At 72.4% G+C, this 22,464-nt stretch carries 19 protein-coding genes; 15 read left to right on the top strand and 4 right to left on the bottom strand.

What is annotated here, in order from left to right:
* Positions 1–24: 24 nt before the first annotated feature.
* The 13 genes from BJ981_RS18485 (at position 25) to BJ981_RS18425 (ending at position 15,647) form a co-directional block, all read left to right on the top strand.
* Positions 25–2,355, top strand: coding sequence for a non-ribosomal peptide synthetase (locus tag BJ981_RS18485; protein WP_184612565.1), 2,331 nt, complete (start codon positions 25–27; stop codon positions 2,353–2,355).
* 253 nt (positions 2,356–2,608) lie between these two features.
* Positions 2,609–3,193, top strand: coding sequence for a beta-sandwich domain-containing protein (locus tag BJ981_RS18480; RefSeq protein WP_184612564.1), 585 nt, complete (start codon positions 2,609–2,611; stop codon positions 3,191–3,193).
* Positions 3,190–4,221: a BtrH N-terminal domain-containing protein gene (locus BJ981_RS18475; RefSeq protein ID WP_184612563.1), complete on the top strand. Its 1,032-nt coding sequence runs from the start codon at positions 3,190–3,192 to the stop codon at positions 4,219–4,221. Before BJ981_RS18480 ends, BJ981_RS18475 begins: the two co-directional genes overlap by 4 nt.
* 22 nt (positions 4,222–4,243) lie before the next feature.
* Complete coding sequence (locus BJ981_RS18470; RefSeq protein ID WP_204070235.1) at positions 4,244–5,593, top strand: DegT/DnrJ/EryC1/StrS family aminotransferase; 1,350 nt, start codon at positions 4,244–4,246, stop codon at positions 5,591–5,593.
* Complete coding sequence (locus tag BJ981_RS18465; protein ID WP_239139218.1) at positions 5,590–6,420, top strand: transketolase; 831 nt, start codon at positions 5,590–5,592, stop codon at positions 6,418–6,420. The genes BJ981_RS18470 and BJ981_RS18465 overlap by 4 nt, the downstream gene beginning before the upstream one ends.
* The gene (locus BJ981_RS39225; RefSeq protein WP_204070234.1) at positions 6,417–7,364 is read left to right on the top strand and encodes a transketolase family protein; all 948 of its coding nucleotides are present in this window, start codon (positions 6,417–6,419) and stop codon (positions 7,362–7,364) included. Before BJ981_RS18465 ends, BJ981_RS39225 begins: the two co-directional genes overlap by 4 nt.
* Before the next feature lie 28 nt (positions 7,365–7,392).
* Entirely contained in the window at positions 7,393–7,557 is a 165-nt protein-coding gene (lysW, locus tag BJ981_RS18455; protein WP_184612562.1) for a lysine biosynthesis protein LysW, read from the top strand.
* Entirely contained in the window at positions 7,554–8,423 is an 870-nt protein-coding gene (lysX, locus tag BJ981_RS18450) for a lysine biosynthesis protein LysX (protein ID WP_184612561.1), read from the top strand. Before lysW ends, lysX begins: the two co-directional genes overlap by 4 nt.
* Positions 8,411–9,433 carry an N-acetyl-gamma-glutamyl-phosphate reductase gene (gene argC / locus BJ981_RS18445; RefSeq protein WP_184612560.1) on the top strand — a complete coding sequence of 341 codons (1,023 nt, stop codon included), beginning with the start codon at positions 8,411–8,413 and terminating at the stop codon, positions 9,431–9,433. The genes lysX and argC overlap by 13 nt, the downstream gene beginning before the upstream one ends.
* 28 nt (positions 9,434–9,461) lie before the next feature.
* On the top strand, positions 9,462–10,313 hold the full coding sequence (locus BJ981_RS18440; RefSeq protein WP_184612559.1) for a [LysW]-aminoadipate kinase: 852 nt from the start codon (positions 9,462–9,464) through the stop codon (positions 10,311–10,313).
* Positions 10,313–11,461: a M20/M25/M40 family metallo-hydrolase gene (locus BJ981_RS18435; protein WP_184612558.1), complete on the top strand. Its 1,149-nt coding sequence runs from the start codon at positions 10,313–10,315 to the stop codon at positions 11,459–11,461. Before BJ981_RS18440 ends, BJ981_RS18435 begins: the two co-directional genes overlap by 1 nt.
* Positions 11,458–14,763 (top strand): non-ribosomal peptide synthetase, encoded by a 3,306-nt coding sequence (locus BJ981_RS18430; protein WP_184612557.1) that lies wholly within the window; start codon positions 11,458–11,460, stop codon positions 14,761–14,763. Before BJ981_RS18435 ends, BJ981_RS18430 begins: the two co-directional genes overlap by 4 nt.
* Positions 14,760–15,647: a thioesterase domain-containing protein gene (locus BJ981_RS18425; RefSeq protein WP_184612556.1), complete on the top strand. Its 888-nt coding sequence runs from the start codon at positions 14,760–14,762 to the stop codon at positions 15,645–15,647. Before BJ981_RS18430 ends, BJ981_RS18425 begins: the two co-directional genes overlap by 4 nt.
* 65 nt (positions 15,648–15,712) lie before the next feature.
* Here the strand turns inward: BJ981_RS18425 and BJ981_RS18420 are convergent, their stop codons facing one another.
* Positions 15,713–16,411 (bottom strand): response regulator, encoded by a 699-nt coding sequence (locus tag BJ981_RS18420; protein WP_184612555.1) that lies wholly within the window; start codon positions 16,409–16,411, stop codon positions 15,713–15,715.
* A gap of 397 nt (positions 16,412–16,808) precedes the next feature.
* Positions 16,809–17,168, bottom strand: a complete 360-nt coding sequence (locus BJ981_RS18415; RefSeq protein WP_184612554.1) for a VOC family protein — start codon at positions 17,166–17,168, stop codon at positions 16,809–16,811.
* Between the two features lie 1,773 nt (positions 17,169–18,941).
* Here BJ981_RS18415 and BJ981_RS18410 point away from each other — a divergent pair.
* Entirely contained in the window at positions 18,942–19,685 is a 744-nt protein-coding gene (locus tag BJ981_RS18410) for a sulfotransferase-like domain-containing protein (protein WP_184612553.1), read from the top strand.
* Positions 19,686–20,161: 476 nt separating this feature from the next.
* Here the strand turns inward: BJ981_RS18410 and BJ981_RS18405 are convergent, their stop codons facing one another.
* Complete coding sequence (locus BJ981_RS18405) at positions 20,162–21,394, bottom strand: FAD-dependent monooxygenase (protein WP_184612552.1); 1,233 nt, start codon at positions 21,392–21,394, stop codon at positions 20,162–20,164.
* Positions 21,395–21,467: 73 nt separating this feature from the next.
* Here BJ981_RS18405 and BJ981_RS18400 point away from each other — a divergent pair, with 73 nt between their 5' ends.
* A complete protein-coding gene (locus BJ981_RS18400) occupies positions 21,468–22,007 on the top strand; it encodes a TetR/AcrR family transcriptional regulator (RefSeq protein WP_184612551.1) in 540 nt (179 codons plus the stop codon).
* Between the two features lie 60 nt (positions 22,008–22,067).
* On the opposite strand, the gene BJ981_RS18395 is transcribed toward BJ981_RS18400, so the two are convergent.
* A complete protein-coding gene (locus BJ981_RS18395; protein WP_204070233.1) occupies positions 22,068–22,373 on the bottom strand; it encodes a hypothetical protein in 306 nt (101 codons plus the stop codon).
* Positions 22,374–22,464: the final 91 nt, after the last annotated feature.

Genomic DNA, 22,464 nt, shown 5'->3' with positions numbered 1-22,464 from the left:
CGCGCGGGGGAAGGTTCAGCAGTCATGCCAGACACCGATCACTTCCAGTTGTGGACGGACCGGCCCAGGCGGGCCGGAGGGCCGGTCGTGGACGACGCGGTCGAGCTGGTCCTCGGCGACGCGGAGGCCGAGGCGGTGCGCGAGCTCGCCCGCCGCGGCGCGACGAGCGCCGAGACGGTCGCGCTGGCCGGGTTCGCCGCGGTCCTGCACCGCTACACCGGCCGGGACGCCGTCCCCGTGGAGGTCGCCGGGTCCGGCGCCGTCCGGGTGGACGTGTCCGGCGACCCGGGCTTCGCCGGGCTGCTCGGGCGGGTCGGCCCCGTCCACGGGAAGGCCGCCTTCACGGCCGACGCGCTGGCGATCACGCTGGAGATGGACGGCGCCGCGCCGCGCGTGCTGGCCGGCTACGACGGCGCGCTCTACCACGCCACCACCGCGCGGCGGCTGGCCGGGCACCTGACGACGCTGCTCAGGGCCGCCGCGGACAAGCCCGACCTGCCGCTGTCCCGCCTCCCGCTGCTCACCGCGGCCGAGGAGGAGCGCATCGCGGCCTGGAACGCGACCGCGACCGACTACCCGGCCACGCACACCGTGCCCGAGCTGATCGGCCTGCGTGCCCGCGAGACGCCGGAGGCGGTCGCGGTGAGGTTCGCCGGCGCGTCGGTCACCTACGGGGAGCTGGAGCGGCGGGCCAACCGGCTCGCCCACCGCCTGCGCGCGCTCGGCGCGGGCCCCGACCGCGTGGTCGCGGTGCATCTGGAGCGCTCGGTCGAGCTGGTGGTCGCCCTGCTGGCCACGCTGAAGGCGGGCGCGGCCTACCTTCCGCTCGACCCGCAGTACCCGCCGGCCCGGCTGGCCTACATGGCCGAGGACGCCGGCGCCGTCGCCCTGCTCACGCGGCTGTCCCTGGCGGAGCGGCTGACCGTGCCGGGCGTGCCCGCCGTGCGCCTGGACGACCCCGGCGAGGGCCTGGACGCGCTGCCGGAGGAGGCCCCGGCCGAGGTCCCGGGCCTGGACGACCTGGCGTACGTCATCTACACCTCCGGCTCGACCGGCACGCCCAAGGGCGTGATGAACACCCACGCGGGCCTGCTCAACCGCCTGCTGTGGATGCAGGAGACCTACCGGCTCGGCCCGTCCGACGTGGTGATGCAGAAGACGCCCTTCGGGTTCGACGTGTCGGTGTGGGAGTTCTTCTGGCCGCTCATGACCGGCGCCCGGCTCGCGGTGATCAAGCCGGACGGGCACAAGGACATGGAGTACCTGGCCGAGCAGGCCGAGGCGGAGGGCGTGACGTTCCTGCACTTCGTGCCGCCCATGCTCGCGCTGTTCCTGGAGTACGCGGACCTGTCCAGGTGCGGCGCGATCCGCCAGGTGGTGTGCAGCGGCGAGGCGCTTCCCGCCGAGCTGACCCGCAGGTTCTTCGCCTCCGGGCTCACCGCGGGGCTGGACAACCTGTACGGGCCGACCGAGGCGGCGATCGACGTCACCCGCTGGGCCTGCGGCCCGCAGGACGCCATCGTGCCGATCGGCGCCCCGATCGCCAACACGACCGTGCACGTGCTGGACGCCCACGGCAACCGGATGCCCGTCGGCATGGCCGGTGAGCTGCACCTCGGCGGGGTGCAGCTCGCCCGCGGCTACCTGAACCGGCCCGAGCTGACCGCCGAGCGGTTCCGCCCCGACCCCGCCGACCCGTCCGCGCGCCTGTACGCGACCGGCGACCTGGCGCGCTGGCGCGACGACGGCGTGATCGAGTACCTGGGCCGTCTGGACCACCAGGTCAAGGTGAACGGGTCCAGGATCGAGCTCGGCGAGGTCGAGGCGGCCCTGCTGGACCTGCCCGGCGTCGCCCAGGCCGTGGTGGTGCTCGGCGAGGACGACAGGGGCGAGGCCGCGCTGGTGGCGTACGTGGTGCACCGGGGCGAGGCCGTGCCCGCGGCGCGGCTGCGCGCGGCGCTGGCCGAGCGCCTGCCCGAGTACATGCTCCCGGCCACGTACGTGGCGCTGGAGGAGCTCCCGCTGTCCTCCAACGGCAAGGTGGACCGCGGCGCGCTGCCCAAGCCCGACGGGCAGGGCGCCGCCGCGGAGGAGTTCGTCGCGCCCCGGGACGACGTGGAGAAGCTGCTCGCCGACCTGTTCGGCCAGGTGCTCGGGCGCGGCGGCCCGATCGGCATCCGGGACAGCTTCTTCGACCTCGGCGGCCACTCCCTGCTCGCCGCCCGGCTCACCGCGCGGCTGCGCAGGAGCTTCGGCATCGACCTGCCGATGCGCGTGGTGTACGCGGAGCCGACGGTGGAGCGGCTGGCGATCGCGCTCGTCGAGGCGGCGCGGGTCGCCGCGCGCGACGCGTGACGACATGCCGGGACCGCGTTGTCATCACGGCGTTTATCCGGGCCGTGGAATCTCATCGCGGCGTGCCATCGGCGGCGCACGGCATCAACGGGCCTCGTCGGCGGGTATCCCGGTCGCGTGGATGTGTGAGACGGCGCCCGACTTGTAGATTCACGGCGAGTCGAGAGTTTTATCGCCGCGCGCTTGAATCGCTGACGGAGGTCACGTGGACGTCGATTCGGAGTTGAAAACCGGGAGCCCGCCGTTATCCGTCGTGACCAGGACGACACTGCTGCCCGTCGACCTGGCCGCGCATTGGAACAATCGCGCGATCTCGGCGGCGGACGACCGCGGGTCGGGCGGTTTCAACGTGTGGCGTAATTCCTTTCCCGCCGAATACCTGCCGCCGCCGGGCGCGCGGGTGGAGGTGGCGGGCGTGCCATTCCGTTTCGGCGGTCCCTCCGCCGCGGGGGACAACGTCAGGTGCGCGGGCCAATATGTGGAACTTCCCGAGGGCCGCTACGACTGGATCCACCTGCTGACCGCCGCCGAGCGCCGCACCGAGGACACCGTGGCCCTGCACTTCTCCGATGGCGAGGTGGACTTCGAGTCGCTGCGGGTCTCGGACTTCTGGGCCCAGGCGCACGCGGCGTTCGGTGAGACCAAGGCGTTCGAGACGCCGGTCATGCACTACCCGCACCACACGCAGCCTCGGGTGGAGGCGCTGATGTGGAGCCAGCGGGTGCCGGTGACGCGGCGCGCGCCGCTGACCGGGCTGCGCCTGCCGCGCAACATCGCCGTCCACGTGTTCGCGCTCACGCTGCAGGCGACCGGCGAGCCCGCCGGGGACCCGTCATGACCACGGCGACGGCCACCACGCCGGTCCTCTGGTACCGCGACCTCATCAGCTGCCTGCAGTCGACGCTGGCCACCGCGCTGCTGCGCGAGGGGCACGAGCCGCTGGACGTGCTCGGCGCGCACTGGGAGTTCCTGTTCAAGCCGGGCGACGTCACCTCCGAGGAGTTCTACTACCCCTGCCGCCACCCCGGCGACCTCGGCCGCAGCCTGGCCCCGCACCACGGCCTCACCACGCGCTGGCACCACCCCGCCGACCCCGCCGACCCGCTGGAGGACCTGCGGCGCGCGCTCACGGACGGCCGGTGGCCGATCATCGCGGTGGACAACTTCCACCTGCCGTTCCGCCCGGCCTACCAGGACGTCCACGCCGCCCACCTGATCGTCGTGTACGGCCTGGACGAGGCGGCGGGGAAGGCGTACGTCAGCGACGCCATGCCTCCGGCGCACGCGGGCCCGATCCCGGTGCCCGCCCTGCTGGACGCCTGGACCTCGGCCAACCCCAAGGACGTGCAGGACGCCTTCTTCAGCGACTCGGCCATCGGCGGGCGCTACCTGACCGTGAGCGTGGCCCCGGACCTCCCCGAGACCGACCGGGCCTTCGTCGGCCGGGTGCTCGCGTCCAACGTCGCCGGGTTCGAGGCGGCGCGCGACGACTCCGGGTGGGGCGGCCTGGCCGGGGTGCGCGCCTTCGTCGGCGGCCTGGTCGAGCGGGCCGCGGGCGGCGACGCCGGCGCGCTGGAGGAGGCGTACCCGTTCGGCTGGGGCATGCAGGCCCAGGCCGCGCTGCACGCGGAGTTCCTGCGCTCCTGCGGGATGCGCTGGAAGGAGCCCGTGCTGCGCGAGGCGGGCCGCCTGGTGGAGCACGTCGCGCACGCCTGGACCGGCGTGCGGATCACCGCGGCGCACGGCAGGCGCGCCCCCGTCGCGGCGGCGCGCGACCTGGCCCGGCACGGAGGGCGCCTCGTCGCCGCCTACGAAGCCGCCGTCGCGGGACTGCGCGAGGCGGCCGGTTCCGGCGCGGCCCTGTGACCGCCTTCGAGGAGGGGACACCTTGACCAGCCCAGAGACCATGTCCGGCGCGGAGGCGACCGGGCGAGACCGCGACGGCGGCCGGGACCGGCGGCTGGCCGCGTTCGGTGGCCGTCCCGCCGTGCCCAAGGAGCTGCGCAACCCGCCCTGGCCGGTGATCACCGAGGAGGACAGGGCCGCCGTGCTCGGCGTGCTGGACGGCGCGGCGCTGGTGTCGGACACCGACGGCGAGACCGCGGTGTCGGTGCTGGAGCGGCGCTGGGCCGAGCGGACCGGCGCGGCGCACTGCGTCGGCACCTCCAACGGCACCACCGCGCTCCAGCTCGCCCTGGCCGCGCTCGGCGTCGGACCGGGCGACGAGGTGATCGTGCCGGCGCTGAGCTTCATCGCCAGCGGACTCGCCCCCGTGCACCAGATGGCGGTCCCGGTCTTCGCCGACGTGGACCCGGTGACCTTCTGCATGGACCCGGCGGCGGTCGAGGCGCTGGTCACCCCGCGCACCGCCGCCATCATGCCGGTCCACCTGCACGGCCACCCCGCCGACATGGACGCGCTCACCGCGATCGCCCGCCGGCACGGCCTGGTCGTGGTGGAGGACGCCGCGCAGGCGCACGGCGCCTCCTACAACGGCCGTCCCGTCGGCTCGCTCGGCGACGCCGCGGCGTTCAGCCTCCAGGTCACCAAGAACCTGCCGACGTGCGGCGAGGGCGGCCTGGTCACCCTCGCCGACGACAAGGTGGCCGCGACGGCGCGGATGACCCGCCAGTTCGGCGAGGTCATCGAGGCGGGCAAGGACCGCGACTACATCTCCTACCTGCTCGGCTGGAACCACAAGCTGAGCGCCGTGCAGGCGGCGTTCACGCTGTCGCAGCTCGAACGCTTCGACGCCTACGACGCCGCGCGCCGCGCGAACGTGACCGCGCTGCTGGACCGGCTCGCCGCGCTGCCGGGCCTGGTCGTGCCCACCCGCGTCGGGGACGTCACGCACGCCTGGCACATCCTGCGCTTCCGCCTCGACCCCGCCGCCGCGGGCCTGGACGGCCTGCGCCCTGAGGCGTTCCGCGCGGCGCTGCACCGGCTGCTGCGCGCCGAGGGCGTGCCGGTGTCGCGGTACCAGCTCATGCCGCTGCCCGAGCAGAAGGTCTTCACCGACCGGGTCGGCTACGGCTCGGGCTACCCGTGGACGGCCGCGGAGCCGCCGCCGGACGGCGCGCACCCGGTGGCCACGCAGGTGATCGCCGACTCGCTGACTTTGCAGAAGCGCCACCTCAACCCCGGCGCCGGGCCCGCGCTGCAGCGTTACGCCGACGGGTTCGAGAAGGTCTGGGAGAACCTGGACACGGTGGCCGCGATCGCGAAGTCGGCCCGGTGACCGCGCTCGTGGGCGCGGAGAGCCTGCAGGAGGCCGCGCTCCGGATCCGCCGCCACATCGTGGACATGTGCGCGGGACCGGAGGGCGGGCACCTCGGCGGCTCGCTGTCCAGCGCCGACATCCTCACCGTCCTGTACTTCTCCGTGATGAACATCGACCCCGGCGCGCCCGCCGACCCCGGCAGGGACGTGTTCCTGCTGAGCAAGGGCCACGGCGCGATCGGCCTGTACGCCACGCTCGCCGAGCGCGGCTACTTCCCCGTCGAGGAGCTGGCCACCTACGCCAGGCCGGGAAGCCGCCTGATGGGCCACCCGGTGCGCGCGGTGCCCGGCGTGGAGATGCCGACCGGCTCGCTCGGGCACGGCCTGGCCCTCGGCCTCGGCTTCGCGCTCTCGGCCCGGCTCGCCGGGCGCGCGAGCCGGTCGTTCGTGCTGATGGGCGACGGCGAGCTGCAGGAGGGTTCGTGCTGGGAGGCGGCCATCGCCGCCGCCGCGCAGGGCGCCGACAACCTGGTGGCCGTGATCGACAGGAACGGCCTCCAGCTCACCGGCCACACCGAGCAGATCGCCCCGCTGGAGCCGCTGGCCGACCGCTGGCGGGCCTTCAACTGGGCGGTCAGGGAGGTGGACGGGCACGACCACGAGGCGCTGCGCGAGGCGCTGGCCTCGGCGCCGTGGGAGCCCGGCCGCCCGAGCGCGCTGGTGGCCCGCACGGTCAAGGGGCAGGGGCTGGCGATGGTGGCGGGCAAGCCGAACAGCCACTACGCGACGCTGACCGAGCGGATGCACGCCCGCCTGGTGCGCGCGCTCCAGGCGGGTGACCGGTGAGCGCCACGGCGACCCGGACGGCGTACCGGGACGCGCTGGTCGCGCGGATGGCCACCGACCCGGCGGCCGTGTGCCTGGACACCGACACCGGCCTGTTCTCCGGCGTGGACTTCGGCGACGCCGCGGCCCGCTACCTCAACCTGGGCATCGCCGAGCACACCCTCATGGGCGTCGCGGCGGGCATGGCGGCCTCGGGGTGGCGTCCGTACGTCAACACGATGGCCGCGTTCGCGGGCGCACGCGCGCTGGAGGCCGTGAAGATCGACATCGCGTACAACGCGCTGCCCGTCCGCGTCATGGCCACCCACGCCGGGGTCTCGGCGGGTCACCTCGGCCCGACCCACCACGCGCTGGAGGACCTGGCCGTGATGCGGGCGCTGCCGAACATGACCGTGGTGGTCCCCGCCGACGCCGACTCGACCGTCGCGCTGCTCGCGCAGGTCGCCGAGCTGCCCGGCCCGGCGTACGTGCGGCTCGGCCGCAAGCCCACCCCGTCCCTGCCGGACGGCGCGCCGCCCCCGGTGCTCGGCACGATCCAGCGGCTGCGCGCGGGCGAGGAGGTGGTGCTGGTCGCCGCCGGCCCGCTGCCCGTGCTCGCCGCGCTCGGAGCGGCCGAGGCGCTCGCCGCCGAGGACGGCCTGGACGCGGGCGTGCTGCACGCGCACACGCTCAAGCCGTTCGACGCCGAGACGCTCGTGGCCGCCACCGGGCGCGCCCGCCTGGTGGTCACGGTCGAGGAGCACTGGCCGGCCGGCGGGCTCGGGTCGGCGGTGGCAGAGGAGCTCGCCGAGCGCGCGCCGCGCCCGCTGCTGCGGATCGCCATGCCCGACCGGTTCGTCGACGTCGTCGGCGGCCAGGAGCACATCGTCGCAGAGAACGGCATCACCCCCGCCGGCGTCGCGGCCCGGGTGCGCGCGCGGCTGACCGCCACAGACCTGTCCTGAGTCCACGACGAGACAAGAGGAGAACCCTATGATCGCCTGCCCCGAGTGCGAGGCCTCGGTCGACCTGCCCGACGCGCCCCGCCTGAACGAGATCCTGGAATGCGGGGACTGCCACGCCGAGCTTGAAGTGCTCTCCCTGGAGCCGACGCTCGTCGGGCTCGCGCCCGAAGTGGAAGAGGACTGGGGCGAGTGACCTCTCCTGGCACTCTCGCCGTGGTCGCCTCCCGGATCCGCGCCGACGAGAAACGGATCTTCGACGCGCTCGACCGCCGGGCCGCGTCCTACGTCCACGTGGACAGCAGGACGCTGTGGAGCTCGGCGGACATCGCGCCGCTGCCGTGGGACCGCGCGCTGAACCGGGAGATCGGCCACGTCCGGGCGGCGTACGCGGCGCACAGCCTGGAGGCGCTCGGCACGCTCGTCGTGAACAGCGCCCGCGCCACCGAGGTGTGCGGCGACAAGTGGCGCACCTCGATGGCGCTGCGGTCCGCGGGGCTGCCGGCCCCGCGGACCGCGCTGGCCCTCACCCCGACGGCGGCGCTGGCGGCGATCGAGGAGATCGGCTACCCGGCGGTGCTGAAGCCGCTGGTGGGCTCGTGGGGGCGGCTGGTGACGTACGTGCCGGACCGGCGGGTCGCCGAGACGGTGCTGGAGTACATCGCCGCCCTGCCCTCGCCGCAGTCGCACGTCGTGTACGTCCAGGAGTACGTGGACAAGCCGGGCCGCGACATCCGGGCGCTGGTCGTCGGCGGCGAGGTGCTGGGCGCGGTCTACCGGCGCAGCGAGGAATGGCGCACGAACGTGGCGCGCGGCGCGGTCACCGAGCCGTGCGAGGTGACCGACGACCTGGCCAAGCTCGTGTACGCGGCGGCCCGGGCCACCGAGGCCGACGTCGCGGGCGTGGACCTGGTGGAGGACGAGGACGGCCGGCTGCTGGTCCTGGAGGTCAACGACATCGTCGAGTTCTCCGGGTTCCAGCACGCGATGGGAGACCGGGTGAACGTGGCGGACCGGATCGTGGACCATGTGCTGAACGGGGTGCACACGTGGCGCGGGTAGCGATCGTCGGCGGGGCGGGGTACATCGGCGGCGAGCTGCTGCGGCTGCTGCTCGGCCACCCCGAGGCCGAGGTGGCGGCGGTCACCTCGACCCGGCTCGCCGGGCGCCGGGTGGACGGCGCGCACCCGAACCTGCGCGGCCTCACCGACCTCACCTTCGTGGACCCCGGGTCCCTGGAGGAGTACGACGCGCTGTTCCTGGCGACCCCGCACACCGAGACCATGGGCCGGATGACCGGCTACGCGAAGATCGCTACGACGATCTTCGACCTGTCGGCCGACTTCCGGCTGCGCGACCCCGAGGTCTTCCGCCGCTACTACGGCCTGCCGCACGAGGCCGTGGACCTGCTGCCGGAGTTCGTCCTCGGCCTGCCCGAGCTGCACCGCGACCGGCTGCGCGCGGCCGACAGGGTCGCGGTGCCCGGCTGCATGGCCACCGCGGGGATCCTCGCCCTGCGCCCGGCCGCCGCGGCCGGGCTGATCGAGCCGGAGGTGACGATCGACGCGCGCACCGGCTCCAGCGGGTCCGGCGCGACGGCCGGGCCGGAGAACCTGCACGCCGAGCGCAGCGGCGCGATGCGGGTGTTCGCGCCGACCCGCCACCGGCACGAGGCCGAGATCGGCCAGGAGACCGGCCTGTCGGTGCGGATGAGCGCCACCGGCGTGGAGGCGGTGCGCGGCGTCCAGGTGCTGTGCCGGGCGCGGCTCGCGCCGGGCGCCGACGAGCGGGCCGTGCGCGCTGCCTACCGCGCCGCCTACGCGGCCGAGCCGTTCGTGCGCGTGGTGGCGCAGAAGCGCGGGCTGTACCGGCTGCCCGAACCCAAGATCCTCAGCGGGTCGAACTTCTGCGACGTCGGCTTCGCGGCGGACGGGGAACGCGCCCTGGTCCTGGTGGCCGCCCTGGACAACCTCGTCAAGGGCGGCGCGGGAAACGCCGTGCAGTGCATGAACGTCCGGTACGGCTGGCCGGAGCGCGCCGGCCTGACCTTCGCCGGGCTCCATCCCAACTGACGGACCCGACCGACCAGGAAAGGCGGGCATGACTGACATCACGGTGGTCAAGTGCGGGGGCAACGCCGCGGTCGAGGTGGACGAGGTGTGCGCCGACGTGGCCGCGCTGCGCGAGCGGGGCGCCGAGATCGTGCTGGTACACGGCGGCTCGGCCGACATCGAGCGGCTGGCCGCGCGGCTCGGCGTGCCGAGCAGGCGGCTCGTCGCCCCGGACGGCGTGCCCGCGCGCTACACCGACCCGGCCATGCTGGAGGTCGTCACGCTGGCCCTGGCCGGCATGGCCAAGCCGCGCCTGCTCGCCTCGCTCGCCGCGGCCGGGGTCCGCGCGGTAGGGCTCACCGGCCTGGACGCGGGCCTGCTGCGCGCCCGCAGGAAGGCGGCGCACCGCGCCGTCGTGGACGGCGTGCGCGTGATGGTGCGCGACAACCAGGTGGGGACGATCACCAGCGTGGACGCCGGGCTGCTGCGCGCGCTGCTCGCCGCGGGCGTGGTGCCGGTCGTCTCGCCTCCGGCGCTGGCCGAGGACGGCCGTCCGGTGAACGTCAACGCCGACCGGGCCGCCGCCGCGGTGGCCGCCGCGCTCGGCGCCAGGCGCCTGGTGATGCTGACCGGCGCCCCGGGGGTCCTCGCCGACGTGGACGACCCGGACTCGGTGCTGCCCGTGGTGGAGCTCTCGCCGGACGAGCCCCCCGCCCACCGCTCCGGCGGCATGGGACTGAAACTGATCGCCGCCCGTGAGGCGCTCGCGGCCGGCGTGCCCGAGACGCTCATCGCGGACGGACGCCGCCCCCGGCCGGTGACGGCCGCGCTGGACGGCGCCGCGACCACGGTCGTCCTGGGGGGACGCGACCGCCTCGACACCATGGAGACGAGCCCCTGATGAATGATTGGCCCAGCGCGGACACCGGCCCGGTCGGCGAGACCGTCGCGATCGGGCTGCTCCGCCGGATGCTGGAGATCGACTCCCCCTCCCACCACGAGGCCGCGCTCGCCCGCGCCCTCGTCACCGCGATGCGCGAGCTCGGCTTCAGCGCCTACGTCGACGAGACCGGCAACGCAGTCGGCGAGATCGTCCGGGGCGACGGGCCCACCGTGATGCTGCTCGGCCACATGGACACCGTGCCCGGCACCCTGCCCGTCCGCTCCGTCAACGGCAGCCTGTACGGCCGGGGCGCCGTCGACGCCAAGGGGCCGCTCGCCGCGATGATCTGCGCCGCCGCCGGGACGCCCGGGTTCCGCGGCCGGGTCGTGGTCATCGGCGTGGTCGAGGAGGAGACGCCGTGCTCGCGCGGGGCGATGGCGATCCGCAACACCCACAGCCCGCCCGACGCGCTCATCATCGGCGAGCCCAGCGGCTGGTCGAGCGTCGTGCTCGGCTACAAGGGCAAGCTGGACCTGCGCTACCAGGTGACGGTGCCGCCCACGCACCCGAGCAACCCGGTCCCCAAGGCGTCCGAGCTGGCCGTCCACTGCTGGAACTCCCTGGTGTCGCTGCTGCCGCCGCAGCCGGAGCACGCCGTCTTCGACCAGCCCACCGCCACGCTGGTCTCGCTCAACGGCGGGCTCTCCGCCGCGGAGATGGAGATGAGCGTGCGCACCTCGCCGGGCTTCGACGCGCCCGCCCTGGTCCGCGACCTGCGCGCCCGGCTCGGCGGCGCCGGCGAGCTGACCGTCGTCAACTCGGTCGCCGCCTGCCGCACCACCCGCCGCGACCCCGTCGTCCGCGCGCTGTTCGCCGGCATCGCCACGCAGCAGGGCCGCGCCACGGCCAAGCTGAAGACCGCCACCTCGGACATGAACACCCTCGCCGAGGTCTGGGACGTGCCGATGGCCACCTACGGCCCCGGCGACAGCTCGCTCGACCACTCCGAGGACGAGCACATCGTGCTGGCCGACTACCTGCGCGGCATCGCCGTTCTCTCCAGCGCGCTCAGCGACCTGTCCGACCTGCCACACCACGAAGCGCGGAGATCGACCCTGGCCGGACCGACCGGCAATGCTCCCGTGCGGACACGGAGGATTCCATGACCGAACTGCTCAAACGCCTGGCCAGGCTGCCCGAGGACAAGCGCGCGCGTCTGCTCGCGCAGCTGCGCGCGGGAGCGGAGCCCGCCGTCGACCTCGGCCCCGTGGCGCGGCAGACCACCGGCCCCGTGCCGCTGTCGTTCAACCAGGAACCCCTGTGGACCCACCACCGGCTCTCCCCCGACGAGCCGACCTACAGCATGCCGTTCTGCTACCGGCTGCGCGGCGAGCTGGACACCGAGGCGCTGGGCGGCGCGCTGACCGCGCTGGTGGCCCGGCACGAGTCCCTGCGCACCAGCGTGACCGAGCGGGACAACGCCCCGGTGCAGGTGATCGCGCCCGAGCTGCCCGTCGAGATGCTCCTCGTGGAGGCGTCCAGCGAGCAGGAGGTCGAGGCGCTGCTCAGGATCGAGGCGCGCATCCCCTTCGCGATCGAGACGCCGCCGCTGTGGCGCGTCCGCCTGTACCGGCTGGCGCCCGACGACCACTACCTGCTGTTCAACGTCCACCACATGGTCTTCGACGGCTGGTCGCAGACGGTGCTCGCCCGCGACCTGGCCGAGCTGTACCGGGCGGGCAGGAACGGCGTCGAGCCGGAGCTCGCCGACCTGCCGGTGCAGTACGCCGACTACGCGGTCTGGCAGCGGGAATGGCTGGCGGGCAAGCGCCTCGAGGACCTGAACACCTGGTGGCGCGAACGGCTCGCCGACGCGCCGACGCTGGAGTTCCCCACCGACCGGCCGCGTCCCACGCAGGTCACCTTCAACGGCGCCGGGGTCCAGGTGGCGCTGCCGCCCGAGCTGGACCGCGCGGTGGACGGGCTGGCCCGCAAGATCGGCGTCACGCCGTTCAACATCTTCACGGCCGGGTTCGCCGCGATGATGCAGCGCTACAGCGGCCAGGACGACGTGGTGATCGGCTCGCCGAACGCCAACCGCCGCTTCAGCTCGCTGGAGACCGTGACCGGCTTCTTCATCAACCAGCTCGTCCTGCGCTTCGACCTGTCGGGCGACCCGACCTTCCGCGAGATCGTGGACCGCACGCGGACCGTCGTCCAGGACACGTTCTCCCACGGCGACATCCCGTTCGGCAAGCTCATCGAGGCCGTCCGGCCGCCGCGCGACCCGTCGCGGCAGCCCTTGTTCCAGATCGCGTTCGCGCTCGCCGACTTCGCGCCGCCGATCCAGCTCGAGGGCATCGAGGTCAGCCTCGCGTCCACGCACACCGGCACCTCGCGGTTCGACATGGCCTGGGGCATCACCAGGAACGGCGACCTCAGCACCATCGAGTGCGAGTACAACACCGACCTGTTCGACGAGGAGACCGTCGAGCGGTTCGCCGCCAACTACGGGCGGTTCCTCATCAACGCCTGCGCCTCGCCGCAGACCCCGCTGTCGTACATCGATGCGCTGGACGAGCGGGAGTACGAGCGCGTCCTGTCCTTCGGCGGACCCGCGCGCGAGGTGCGCGCCACCACGATCGTCGCCGAGTTCGAGGCGCAGGTCAGGGCCAGGGGCGAGGAGACCGCGCTGGTGGTGTCGGAGGTTCCGGTCACCTACGCCGAGCTGAACCGCAGGGCCAACCGGCTCGCGCACCACCTCCTCGACCTCGGCGCCAAGCCCGGCCAGGTCGTGGCGCTCGCGCTGCCGCGCTCGGCCGACATGGTGGTGGCGGTGCTCGCCGTGCTGAAGTCCGGCGCGGCCTACCTGCCGCTGGACCCGTCCAACCCCGCCGCCAGGATCGCGCAGATCGTCGCGGACGCCGACGCGCTGGCCGTGCTGACCGACTCCTCGCTCACCGACCGGCTGGCCGGGGCGGGGCGCCAGCTCGTCGTCCTGGACGAGATCGGCGAGGCGCTGGGCTCGGCGCCGGAGGACGACCCGCAGCTGACGGCCGGTCCCGACGACGTCGCCTACATCATCTACACCTCCGGCAGCACGGGACGGCCGAAGGGCGTGCTGATCGAACAGCGCAGCGTCGTCAACTTCGTCGACACGGTTCAGGAGCTGTTCGAGCTGACCCCCGAGGACCGCGTCCTCGGCTTCGCCTCGCTGAACTTCGACGTGTCGGTGTTCGAGCTGTTCGCCGCGTTGCTCACCGGGGCGCGGCTGTACCTGGCCGTGGACGAGGAGCGGCTGTCCATCGAGCGCCTGCAGGCGTTGATGGAGCGGTCGGGGATCACCGTGATCGACCTGCCGCCCGCGGTGATGAACCTGCTCGAACCCGAGCGGTTCGACGCGCTGCGCATCGTGTTCGTCGGCGGCGAGGCGTTCTCGGCCGAGCTCGTCAACCGGTGGAACCCGGGCCGCCGCCTGTTCAACGGCTACGGCCCCACCGAGTGCACGGTCACCATGATCGTCGAGGAGTGCCCGGGGACCTGGGAGAACACCCCGCCGATCGGCCTGCCCATGACCAACCACGTCGCCCACGTCCTGGACCGCCATCTGAACCCGGTGCCGTGCGGCGTGCCGGGCGAGCTGGTCATCGGCGGCGCGGGCCTGGCCAGGGGGTACCTGAACCGGCCCGAGCTGACCGAGGAGAAGTTCGTCCCCGACCCGTTCGGCACCGCGCCGGGAGGGCGGCTGTACCGCACCGGCGACCTGGTCAAGCGGCTGTCGGACGGCCGGATCGTCTTCATCGGCCGCATCGACCAGCAGGTGAAGATCCGCGGCCTGCGGATCGAGCTGGGCGAGGTCGAGGCGGGCGTCGCCGCGTTCCCCGGCGTCGCCCAGGTCGCGGTGGAGCCGTGGGCGGACGAGGCCGGCGAACGGCACCTGGTGGGGTACGTCTCCACCGGCGCGGGGCCGCTCGACGTGGACGCGCTGCGCGAGCACCTGGCGGAGCGGCTGCCCGCGTACATGATCCCGTCCTACTTCGTGCACCTGCCCGAGCTGCCGCTGAACAGCAGCGGGAAGGTCAACCGCCGCGCGCTGCCCGACCCGGAGCCGCTGTCGGCCGGCGGCCCCGTGGCGCAGCCGAGGACCGAGACCGAGCGCGTGCTGGTCCAGGAGATCATGGGGCCGCTGCTGCGCAACGAGCGCATCGGCGTCGGCGACGACTTCTTCCAGCTCGGCGGGAACAGCCTGCAGGCCGCGCAGCTCATCTCGTCCATCAACCGGCGCTTCAAGGTGCGCATCTCGCTGGCCGACTTCTTCCTGTCCCCGACCCCGGCGCACATCGCGGGCATCGTCGACGCCCAGCGCATGGACTCCATGAGCGAGGACGAACTGCTCGCCATGCTGGAGTCCATGTCGGAGGAAGAGGTCAGCGCGGCGAGCGCACGGCTGGAGGAGGAGAACCGATGAGCGTCCCCGAGGACAAGCTCGCCCAGCTCTCCCCCGAGCGCAGGAAGCTGTACGAGCAGATGCTCGCGCGCCGCGCGCAGACCACGGCGGCGCGCGAGACCCAGGCCGTCGTGATGCGCGCCGGCGCCGAGCCGCGCAACCTGGTGCTGATGAACCCGAGCGGCGGCGCGCTGTTCTGCTACGTGCCGCTCACCCGGGCGCTGCGCGAGGGGTACGGCGTGTACGGCTGCCTCAGCAGGCCCGGCGACCGGGCCAGGCCCGTGGAGCGCAGGCTCGTCGAGGTCGGCACGCGGATCCTGGACGAGCTGGGCGCCGAGATGGACCTGTCCACCTGCGTGTTCGCCGGGTGGTCGTTCGGCGCGTGCCTCGCCTTCGAGGTGGCGCGCCAGCACGCCGAGCGCAGCGGCGCGCGGCAGCCGGTGGTGCTGTTCGACGCCGAGTACGCCGTGGACCTGAGCGTCCCGGTGCCCGACGAGGAGGAGCTGCGCCGGCAGTTCGTCTACGACGTGTCCCGGCTGCAGGGCGTGCCGTCGGGCGAGCTGGCCTGGCTGCTCAAGCCGCTGGACGCGCTCACCCCGATCACGGACATGCTGGCGAAGACCGGCGTGTCACTGGACCTGTCGGCCGACGAGCTGCGGGACCGGTACCACATCTTCGCCGGCGCCGCCGAGGCGCTGTACCGCTACCACCCGCCCGCCTCGTACGACGGCCCGGTGTACGCCCTGATCGCCGGGGCGCACCAGGTCAGCACCGAGGCGTGGCGGCGCAAGTCCACCGGCGAGTTCCACCACGTGGCCCTGTCCGGCGACCACTACAGCGTGTTCGACGAGCGGAACCTGCCGCGCGTCGCGCACATGGTGGAAGAGGCGCTGGACCGGGTCTGAGAAGCCGCGGTGCCCCTCACTTGGTGGGGTGGGGGGCACCGTCGGACCTGAACGTGTGAAACGTTTCAGTTGTTGGCCAGGTCGTACTCGGCCTGCATCATGCCGGCCCGGTAGGCGAACGAGACCAGCTGGGCCCTGTCCCTGAGCTGGAGCTTGTTGCGCAACCGGTAGATGTGCGTGCGGACCGTGGCCACGGAGATGGACAGCGTGACCCCGATGTCCTCGGTGGACATGCCGCGCGCGGTGAGCAGCAGGACCTCGCGCTCCCGCTCCGTCAGCGCCGCCGCGTACGGCTGCAGCATGTCGTCGGGCTCGGTCTTGTGCTGGCGGAACCAGTCCAGCAGGCGCTGGGTCATACGCGGCGTCAGCATGGCCTGGCCGCTCGCGACGGTCCTGATCGCGGCGACCAGGTCGTCACGGCTGGTCTCGCGGGTCAGCAGGCCGCTGGCCCCCGCGTGCAGCACGTTGGTGAGCGTGTCGTGGGTGAGCGTGTCATCGTGCTCGTTGGTGGCGAACACCACGATCCTGGGCACGGGATCGAGATCCTCCCGTAGCAGCCGCCGGATCAGCTCGATGCCGAGCATTCCCTGCAGGGTGAGACCGGTGACCACGACGTGCGGCCGGTACGTGCGGACCAGCATGACCGCGCGGTGGCCGTTGTCCGTGGTGTCGACCACGGTGATGTCGGACTCGGCGTCCAACAGGGTACGCAGACCGTCCCTCACGAGGGTGGTCTCATCGCAGATCAGGACGCGAAACTGCACGGCTATAACACCTGCCCTGAACTGGTCAGCCTGACGGCGGCCGGCCTGACGGCGACCTCGGTCGGTCTCTCTCGCTTCCCGGGTACTCGCAGCAAAGCGAACCTCACTAATTCCTTTTCGCGCAAGTTCCTTTTCGAGAGCCGTTCACCTATCGGCGACAATCCCGTGCGCGGTGCCCCCCGACATAACTTGCGGCGGAATACCCGTCACGCTGAGAACAATGACGTCGCACGATCTCGCCCAAGTTCGAACAAACCCCCCGCAAAAGGGATCTCCATGCCCGCCCTAACGAGAAGCTTGCATCTGCGGCCGAACTCTGTCAAGCCTGTTTCTTTAGATTGTGCCGTCCGGCCCGGCTAATTGCTCTATGTAAGCGAGCATAAACGCTATGTAATCGTCATCGCTCCGGGGTGCCGCGCAGAACACAGAATTCGTTCCCCTCCGGGTCGGCCAGCACCACCCACCCGTGACCGTTTGGTCGCCTGTGGTCGGCCACCAAACGCGCGCCGATTCCGATCAGACGGCTTACCTCTGCGTCGCGCGGGACATCGGGACGCAGGCAGAGATGCACCCGATTCTTGACCGTCTTCGACTCGGGGACCCGCGCGAAGTAGAGGACCGTGTCATTCGGCAGGGTCACCGTCGCGTAGAAGGAATCGTAATCATCGACGGGCTGCCCGGTGACCTCGCTCCAGAACCGGGCCAACTTGACCGGAACCGCGCAGTCGAAGGTCACATTCTGCAAAACGGATGGCACCCGGAGATTATCCCGGCGGTGGACGCCGCATGTCAATCTTGGCAGGATGACCGAATTTACGGGATACGGACGGCGCTAAGCGGGGATCGGACCGTTCAACTTAATCCGAATAGGGGGCGTCCGAAAAGCGGGACCCAGGCCCTCGGGGCCGCCGCGCGACCGGCCCGGCCGGCGGCGGACGCCGCGTCGTGCGAGGTCGCGATCACGATCACGCCGCGCGGCGGCGAGGCCGCCGTGTTCACGATCCTCTGTAGGAGGACCGGGCAGGTAGGCCGCCCTTTTCTCCCCCAGGGCCGCGGGTTCGGCGCCCTCCGGATCCCGGCGGCGCGCGGGTACGGAATCGATCACCCGACCTTGGCGACATGTGCCAATAAGTCCGGCTGCGCCGAAAACCCCCTGGACGGCCTCTACCAGCGGCTCCCGGGCACCCCGCCACCCTCGCCCATCCCGGGCCCGCGGTATCGGACCGTGCCCCGGCGCCCACCCCGTGCCGCACAGGCCACCACCCCAGCGATCCGCCGCCGCCCCCCCTGAGCTCCCGCGCCGATCCCACTACCTGGGGCGCGAGCGCACCACGGACAAATGCACTCACTCGCGAGCGCCGCGCCGGCCGATTCTCCCGCGGCCCGCACGCGCATTACCGGTTCCCGGAACGGGATTTCGAAGGCCACGTGTAAGGGGCGCAGTCCGGATCCTGACCTCCCGATCGCGATCTCCGAGATTCGGATCGCCACCATGCGGAACCGAACGCCGGGACTCCGGGAAGGCTCGGATTCCTGACACCGGCGGATACCGTTCTACGACGCCGTCGAACAGACGGCGAAATGGCACCGTGCGCGCCTCGCGCCGACCGCTTGAAAAGCCTCCTGACAATGTGCGGATCATGCTCCCGGGAAAGACAGAAAGGTGGATCCGACGGGAATCGGCATCGGGAAAGCCGTCTTCCATTCACCTTTCCCGCGTTCCGTGGCGCATCCGCGACCGAATCCGCAGCCCATTTTGCGACCGCGCCGGGCCGCCGTTCCCGATACGCCATCCGACCGTGACGACGGAAGCGCTCCGGTCCCTTTTCCATGGATCACGCCAGGCGTCGCCCCGCTTTCCTCGACATGCCGGCCGGACGACCCTTCGATTCATTCGAGCGCCCCCTCGGGAGCGTCCGGGAATGGCCATGGATAACCGGCCGGATACACGAGGACACGTAGCGCGAAAGGCAATATGACATCGGGAAAGCGTGTCGCCGAATCGCCGACGGGCGACCGGCGGCGGCCGGGAATCGCCCGCGGCGGGGAACGACACGCGTTCGGGCACGCGGCGCCTGACGCCCCGGAGAACGCCGCCGCGCCCGGCACGCCGCACCCGGTGAGAGAGGCGGCGGGCGGAAATCCCACGGCGGGACGACGGCGTATCCGGCCGGACCTCCGGCCCCTCGCAATGCCGTGCCCGCGGGTCAGGACACCGAGCCGCGCACGTGTACGGCGGGCGCCGTGACAACGCCCGTGCCCCGGGTCAACGGTGAATTCACCGGCCCCTGCAAGAATCGTTGAAACTCAGGCGCATTTCCGCAACGCGCACGCCGCGCCCCGCCCGCGAACCGGCCGCCCAGCCGGGGTCCTCGGCACGTCTTCCCTGGTCAGAGCCGTCATGGCGAACGTTATCCCGGTGCTCGTGAACGCCCGCGCCACTGGTGCGAAGCCGCCGCGAGAACACGGAAAACGGGGCCGGACCGGCATATCCTTTCCACACGACCGCAAAACAGATGGAGGAACGGCAATGAGCATCGAGGCCGGACAGGCGCCGCGGATTTTGGCGTTGTGGAGCGCGCCGCGTTCCCGCTCGACCGCGTTCCTGAGAATGATGGCCGCCCGCGGCGACCACACCGTGGTACACGAACCGTTCTCGCATGTGGCCGATTTCGGCGAGGCGCAGGTCGGCCCGTTCACGGCCCACACAGAAACCGAACTGATCGCTACACTGCGTGAGCTGGCCACGCGTGGTCCCGTCTTTTTCAAGGACACCACCGACTTCCACTACCCCGGCCTGCTCGCCGACGACGCCTTCCTCTCCGAGGCCACCCACACCTTCATCATCCGGCACCCCGAACAGGCCATCGCCTCCCATTTCAAGCTCAACGCCGAGCTGGGCCGCGACGAGATCGGGTTCGCCTGGCTCGCCGAGATCTACGACGCGGTCGCGACCCGCTCGGCGACGCCGCCGGTCGTCATCGACTCGGACGACCTGATCCGGAACCCCGAGGCCACCGTGCGGGAGTACTGCGCGCGGGTGTCGATCCCGTTCATCCCCGAGGCGCTGACCTGGGAACCCGGGGTGCGCGACGACTGGCGCAAGACGCAGCGCTGGCACGAGTCGACGAGCAGGACCGACGGCTTCGTGCCCACCTCCGGGTCCGACGCCGGCGTCGTCAGGAACGACGCCCGGCTCTCCGGATACCTCGACTACCACCTGCCGTACTACGAACGGCTGCACGCCGCCCGGATGCGCGTGCCGGCGGCGTGACCGCGGAAAGATCACAACCGGGCGCGACTTCCTGTGCGCCACCGGAGGAAGCGCCGCCGATCCCGGGAGCGTTCCGATTTATCCCTCCCCGCTCCCGGGACACGATCCGGCACGCGGTATGGCGATCAATGACCGAATCCGCTTCTGTTTCCGCACCCTCGTCCATTACCGCGGCCGAAGCTCCCGTACATCCCCCGCATTCGCTTTTCCGCCTGATCGCCCGTCGCCCGCCCGGCCACCTCCCCGCGCCGCGCCGCCCCGAAAGTCCTGGCCGCGCCTCCGGCCATGACTCCCGTGATGACCAGCGGTGGACCTCCTTGTAGACCTTCGTCCTGCGGAAACACCGGCGCACCCGCGGCGCGGCATATCCGCCGGCCCCGCCCCGCGTCCCGGGCCGCGCGCGGCGGGCTTTCCCCTGACACCGATATGAGCGCCGCGCCGCCGCATTCCCGCGACGCCGCCATGCCTTCCTCGCGTCACCCGCCGTGTTTTCCGTGCACCGGGCGGGCGTAATGCTTGACGGTCATCGAGTCGTGGAGGCGAATGCCCGAGGAGTTGAGCCGCCCGAGGGCCCGGCCGACGGCGGCCGGGAGCATGGAGACGAGCCGCGTTCCGGCGAGAAGCCCCGCGACCCCGAGCCGGGAACGCGGGATGAGGGTGCGTGCCGCGCCGAGGGCGAACGCGTGGCTGCCCCGCACCAGGTCCGCCATCTCGCGCTCGTAGGCGGCGAAGGCCCGCGTGTGGTCGCCGCCGGCCTCGGCCAGCTCGCCGGCCAGGACGTACGCGCCGAGCACGGCCAGGCTGGTGCTGCCGCCGATGGCCGGTCCCGGGCAGTACCCCGCGTCGCCCACGAGCGTCACGCGGCCGGACGACCAGGTGTCCATCCGGAGCTGGGTGATGGAGTCGAAGTAGAAGGCCGGGGTGTGGTCCAGCTCGCCGAGCCAGCCGTCCACGTCGGGGTGCATGCTCTGGAACGCCTCGCACAGCAGTTCCTTCTGCCGGGGCACGTCCCTGTGGTGGTACTCCAGCTCGCGCTCGCTCCTGAACAGGAACACCGCCCGCGCGTCGCCGGTGCTGCGGGCCCGGTAGACCCCGGCCACGCGGCCGACGCCCAGGTGGGCGGCGTACTCGCCGGGAGCCGGCCCCGCGCCGGCGCCCTCCGGCATCGTGAGGACGGCGAGGTAGGCGCCGATGAACGCGCTGTAGCGGGACTCGGGGCCGAAGACCAGGCGGCGGACGTTGGAATGGAGCCCGTCCGCGCCGACCACCAGGTCGAAGCGGCGCGGCGGCCCGCCGTCGAACTCCACCTCGCCGTCCGGGCCGATGGCGGCGATGGAGTCGCCGAAGAGGTACTCGACGTCCTCGCGGGTCGCGTCGTAGTAGACCTCGCTCAGGTCGTCGCGCATGATCTCGACGTGGCGGTCGGAGGCGGCGTTGAAGACCTTGGCGAGGTCGACGCCGACCGGCCGGCGCGCGCCCTCGCGCAGCATCGTCATCCGGGTGGTGCCGGTGGCGAGCTCCTGGACGCGGGGCAGCACGCCCATCTCCTCGGTGATCTCCAGAGCGGGGCGGAACAGGTCGACCGCGTGGCCGCCCGTCTTGCGCAGCGTGGGAGCCCGCTCGACCACGGTGACGTCGAAGCCGTACCGGGTGAGCCAGTAGGCGAGGACGGGACCGGCGATGCTGGCGCCGGAGACTAACACGTGCATGAGTCCTCCTTACTTAACGATAGGTAAGCATGGTAGCGCACTTACCTATCGGTAAGTCAGATATTCTGGGCGTGTGCCCAAGCCCACCGACACCAAGCGGCGCATCCAGGCCGTCGCCCGTGAGCTGTTCGCCCGCCAAGGCGTGCGGAAGACGAGCCTGCAAGAGATCGCGAACCGGCTGGGCATCACCAAGCCCGCGCTGTACTACCACTTCTCCTCACGCGAGGAACTGGTACGCAGCATCGTGCAGCCCCTCATCGACGACGGCGAGGCGTTCCTCAGCCGACAGGAGGCCCTCGGCGCGATCGAGCCGCGCGCGCTGCTGGAGGAGTACTTCGACTTCACCTACGGGCACCGCGACGTCATCGTGCTCGTGCTCGCCGAGCTCACCACGCTGGCCGAGCTGGGGCTGTTCGACCTGGTGCTGGCATGGCGCGAGCGGATCGTCGCCCTGCTCTGCGGGCCCGAGCCCACCCTGGCCGAGGCCACCCGCGCGGTCGTGGCGCTCGGCGGCCTGCAGGACTGCACGATCCAGTTCCCCGACGCGCCCCTTGAGGAGCTACGACGCGCCACGGTGAACGCCGCCTGCGCGGCGCTCGGCATCCAGCCCTAACCCCGCACGGCGTGCCGCCGGCGGGGAACAGCCGGGGCCCGCGACCCCGGACGTGACGGCCTAGTCGAGGGTCGCCACGTGCTCGGCGACCGTCACACGGAAGTGGAAGCTCCGGGTCGCGCCCGCCACCACGACCAGCCAGACCCCCTCCCCCGCCCGGTATACGGCGCGGCCGCGAGGAGCCCAGGGATGTTTCGGGGCGTACTCGCGGGCCAGCGTCTCGGCCAGCCGCACCGCGCCGTCCCGGTCGTGCCCCACGTCGCGAACCTCGGTCAGCCGCCAGTCACGCCCCTCACCGCTACCGCCCTGCTCCTCGATGAGCACCGCCCACCGTCCGTCCACGTCCACCCGTGCCCCCTCGCGCATCGCCTCCGTCACCCGATTCGACGCCGCACCGGCGACCGCGGTTCACCCCCGCCCACCACCGCGAGAGAGATCCGCGAACCTCGCGATCCCG

Source organism: Sphaerisporangium krabiense (genome assembly GCF_014200435.1).
GTDB lineage: Bacteria > Actinomycetota > Actinomycetes > Streptosporangiales > Streptosporangiaceae > Sphaerisporangium > Sphaerisporangium krabiense.
This window is presented reverse-complemented; position numbering and strand designations above follow the sequence as displayed.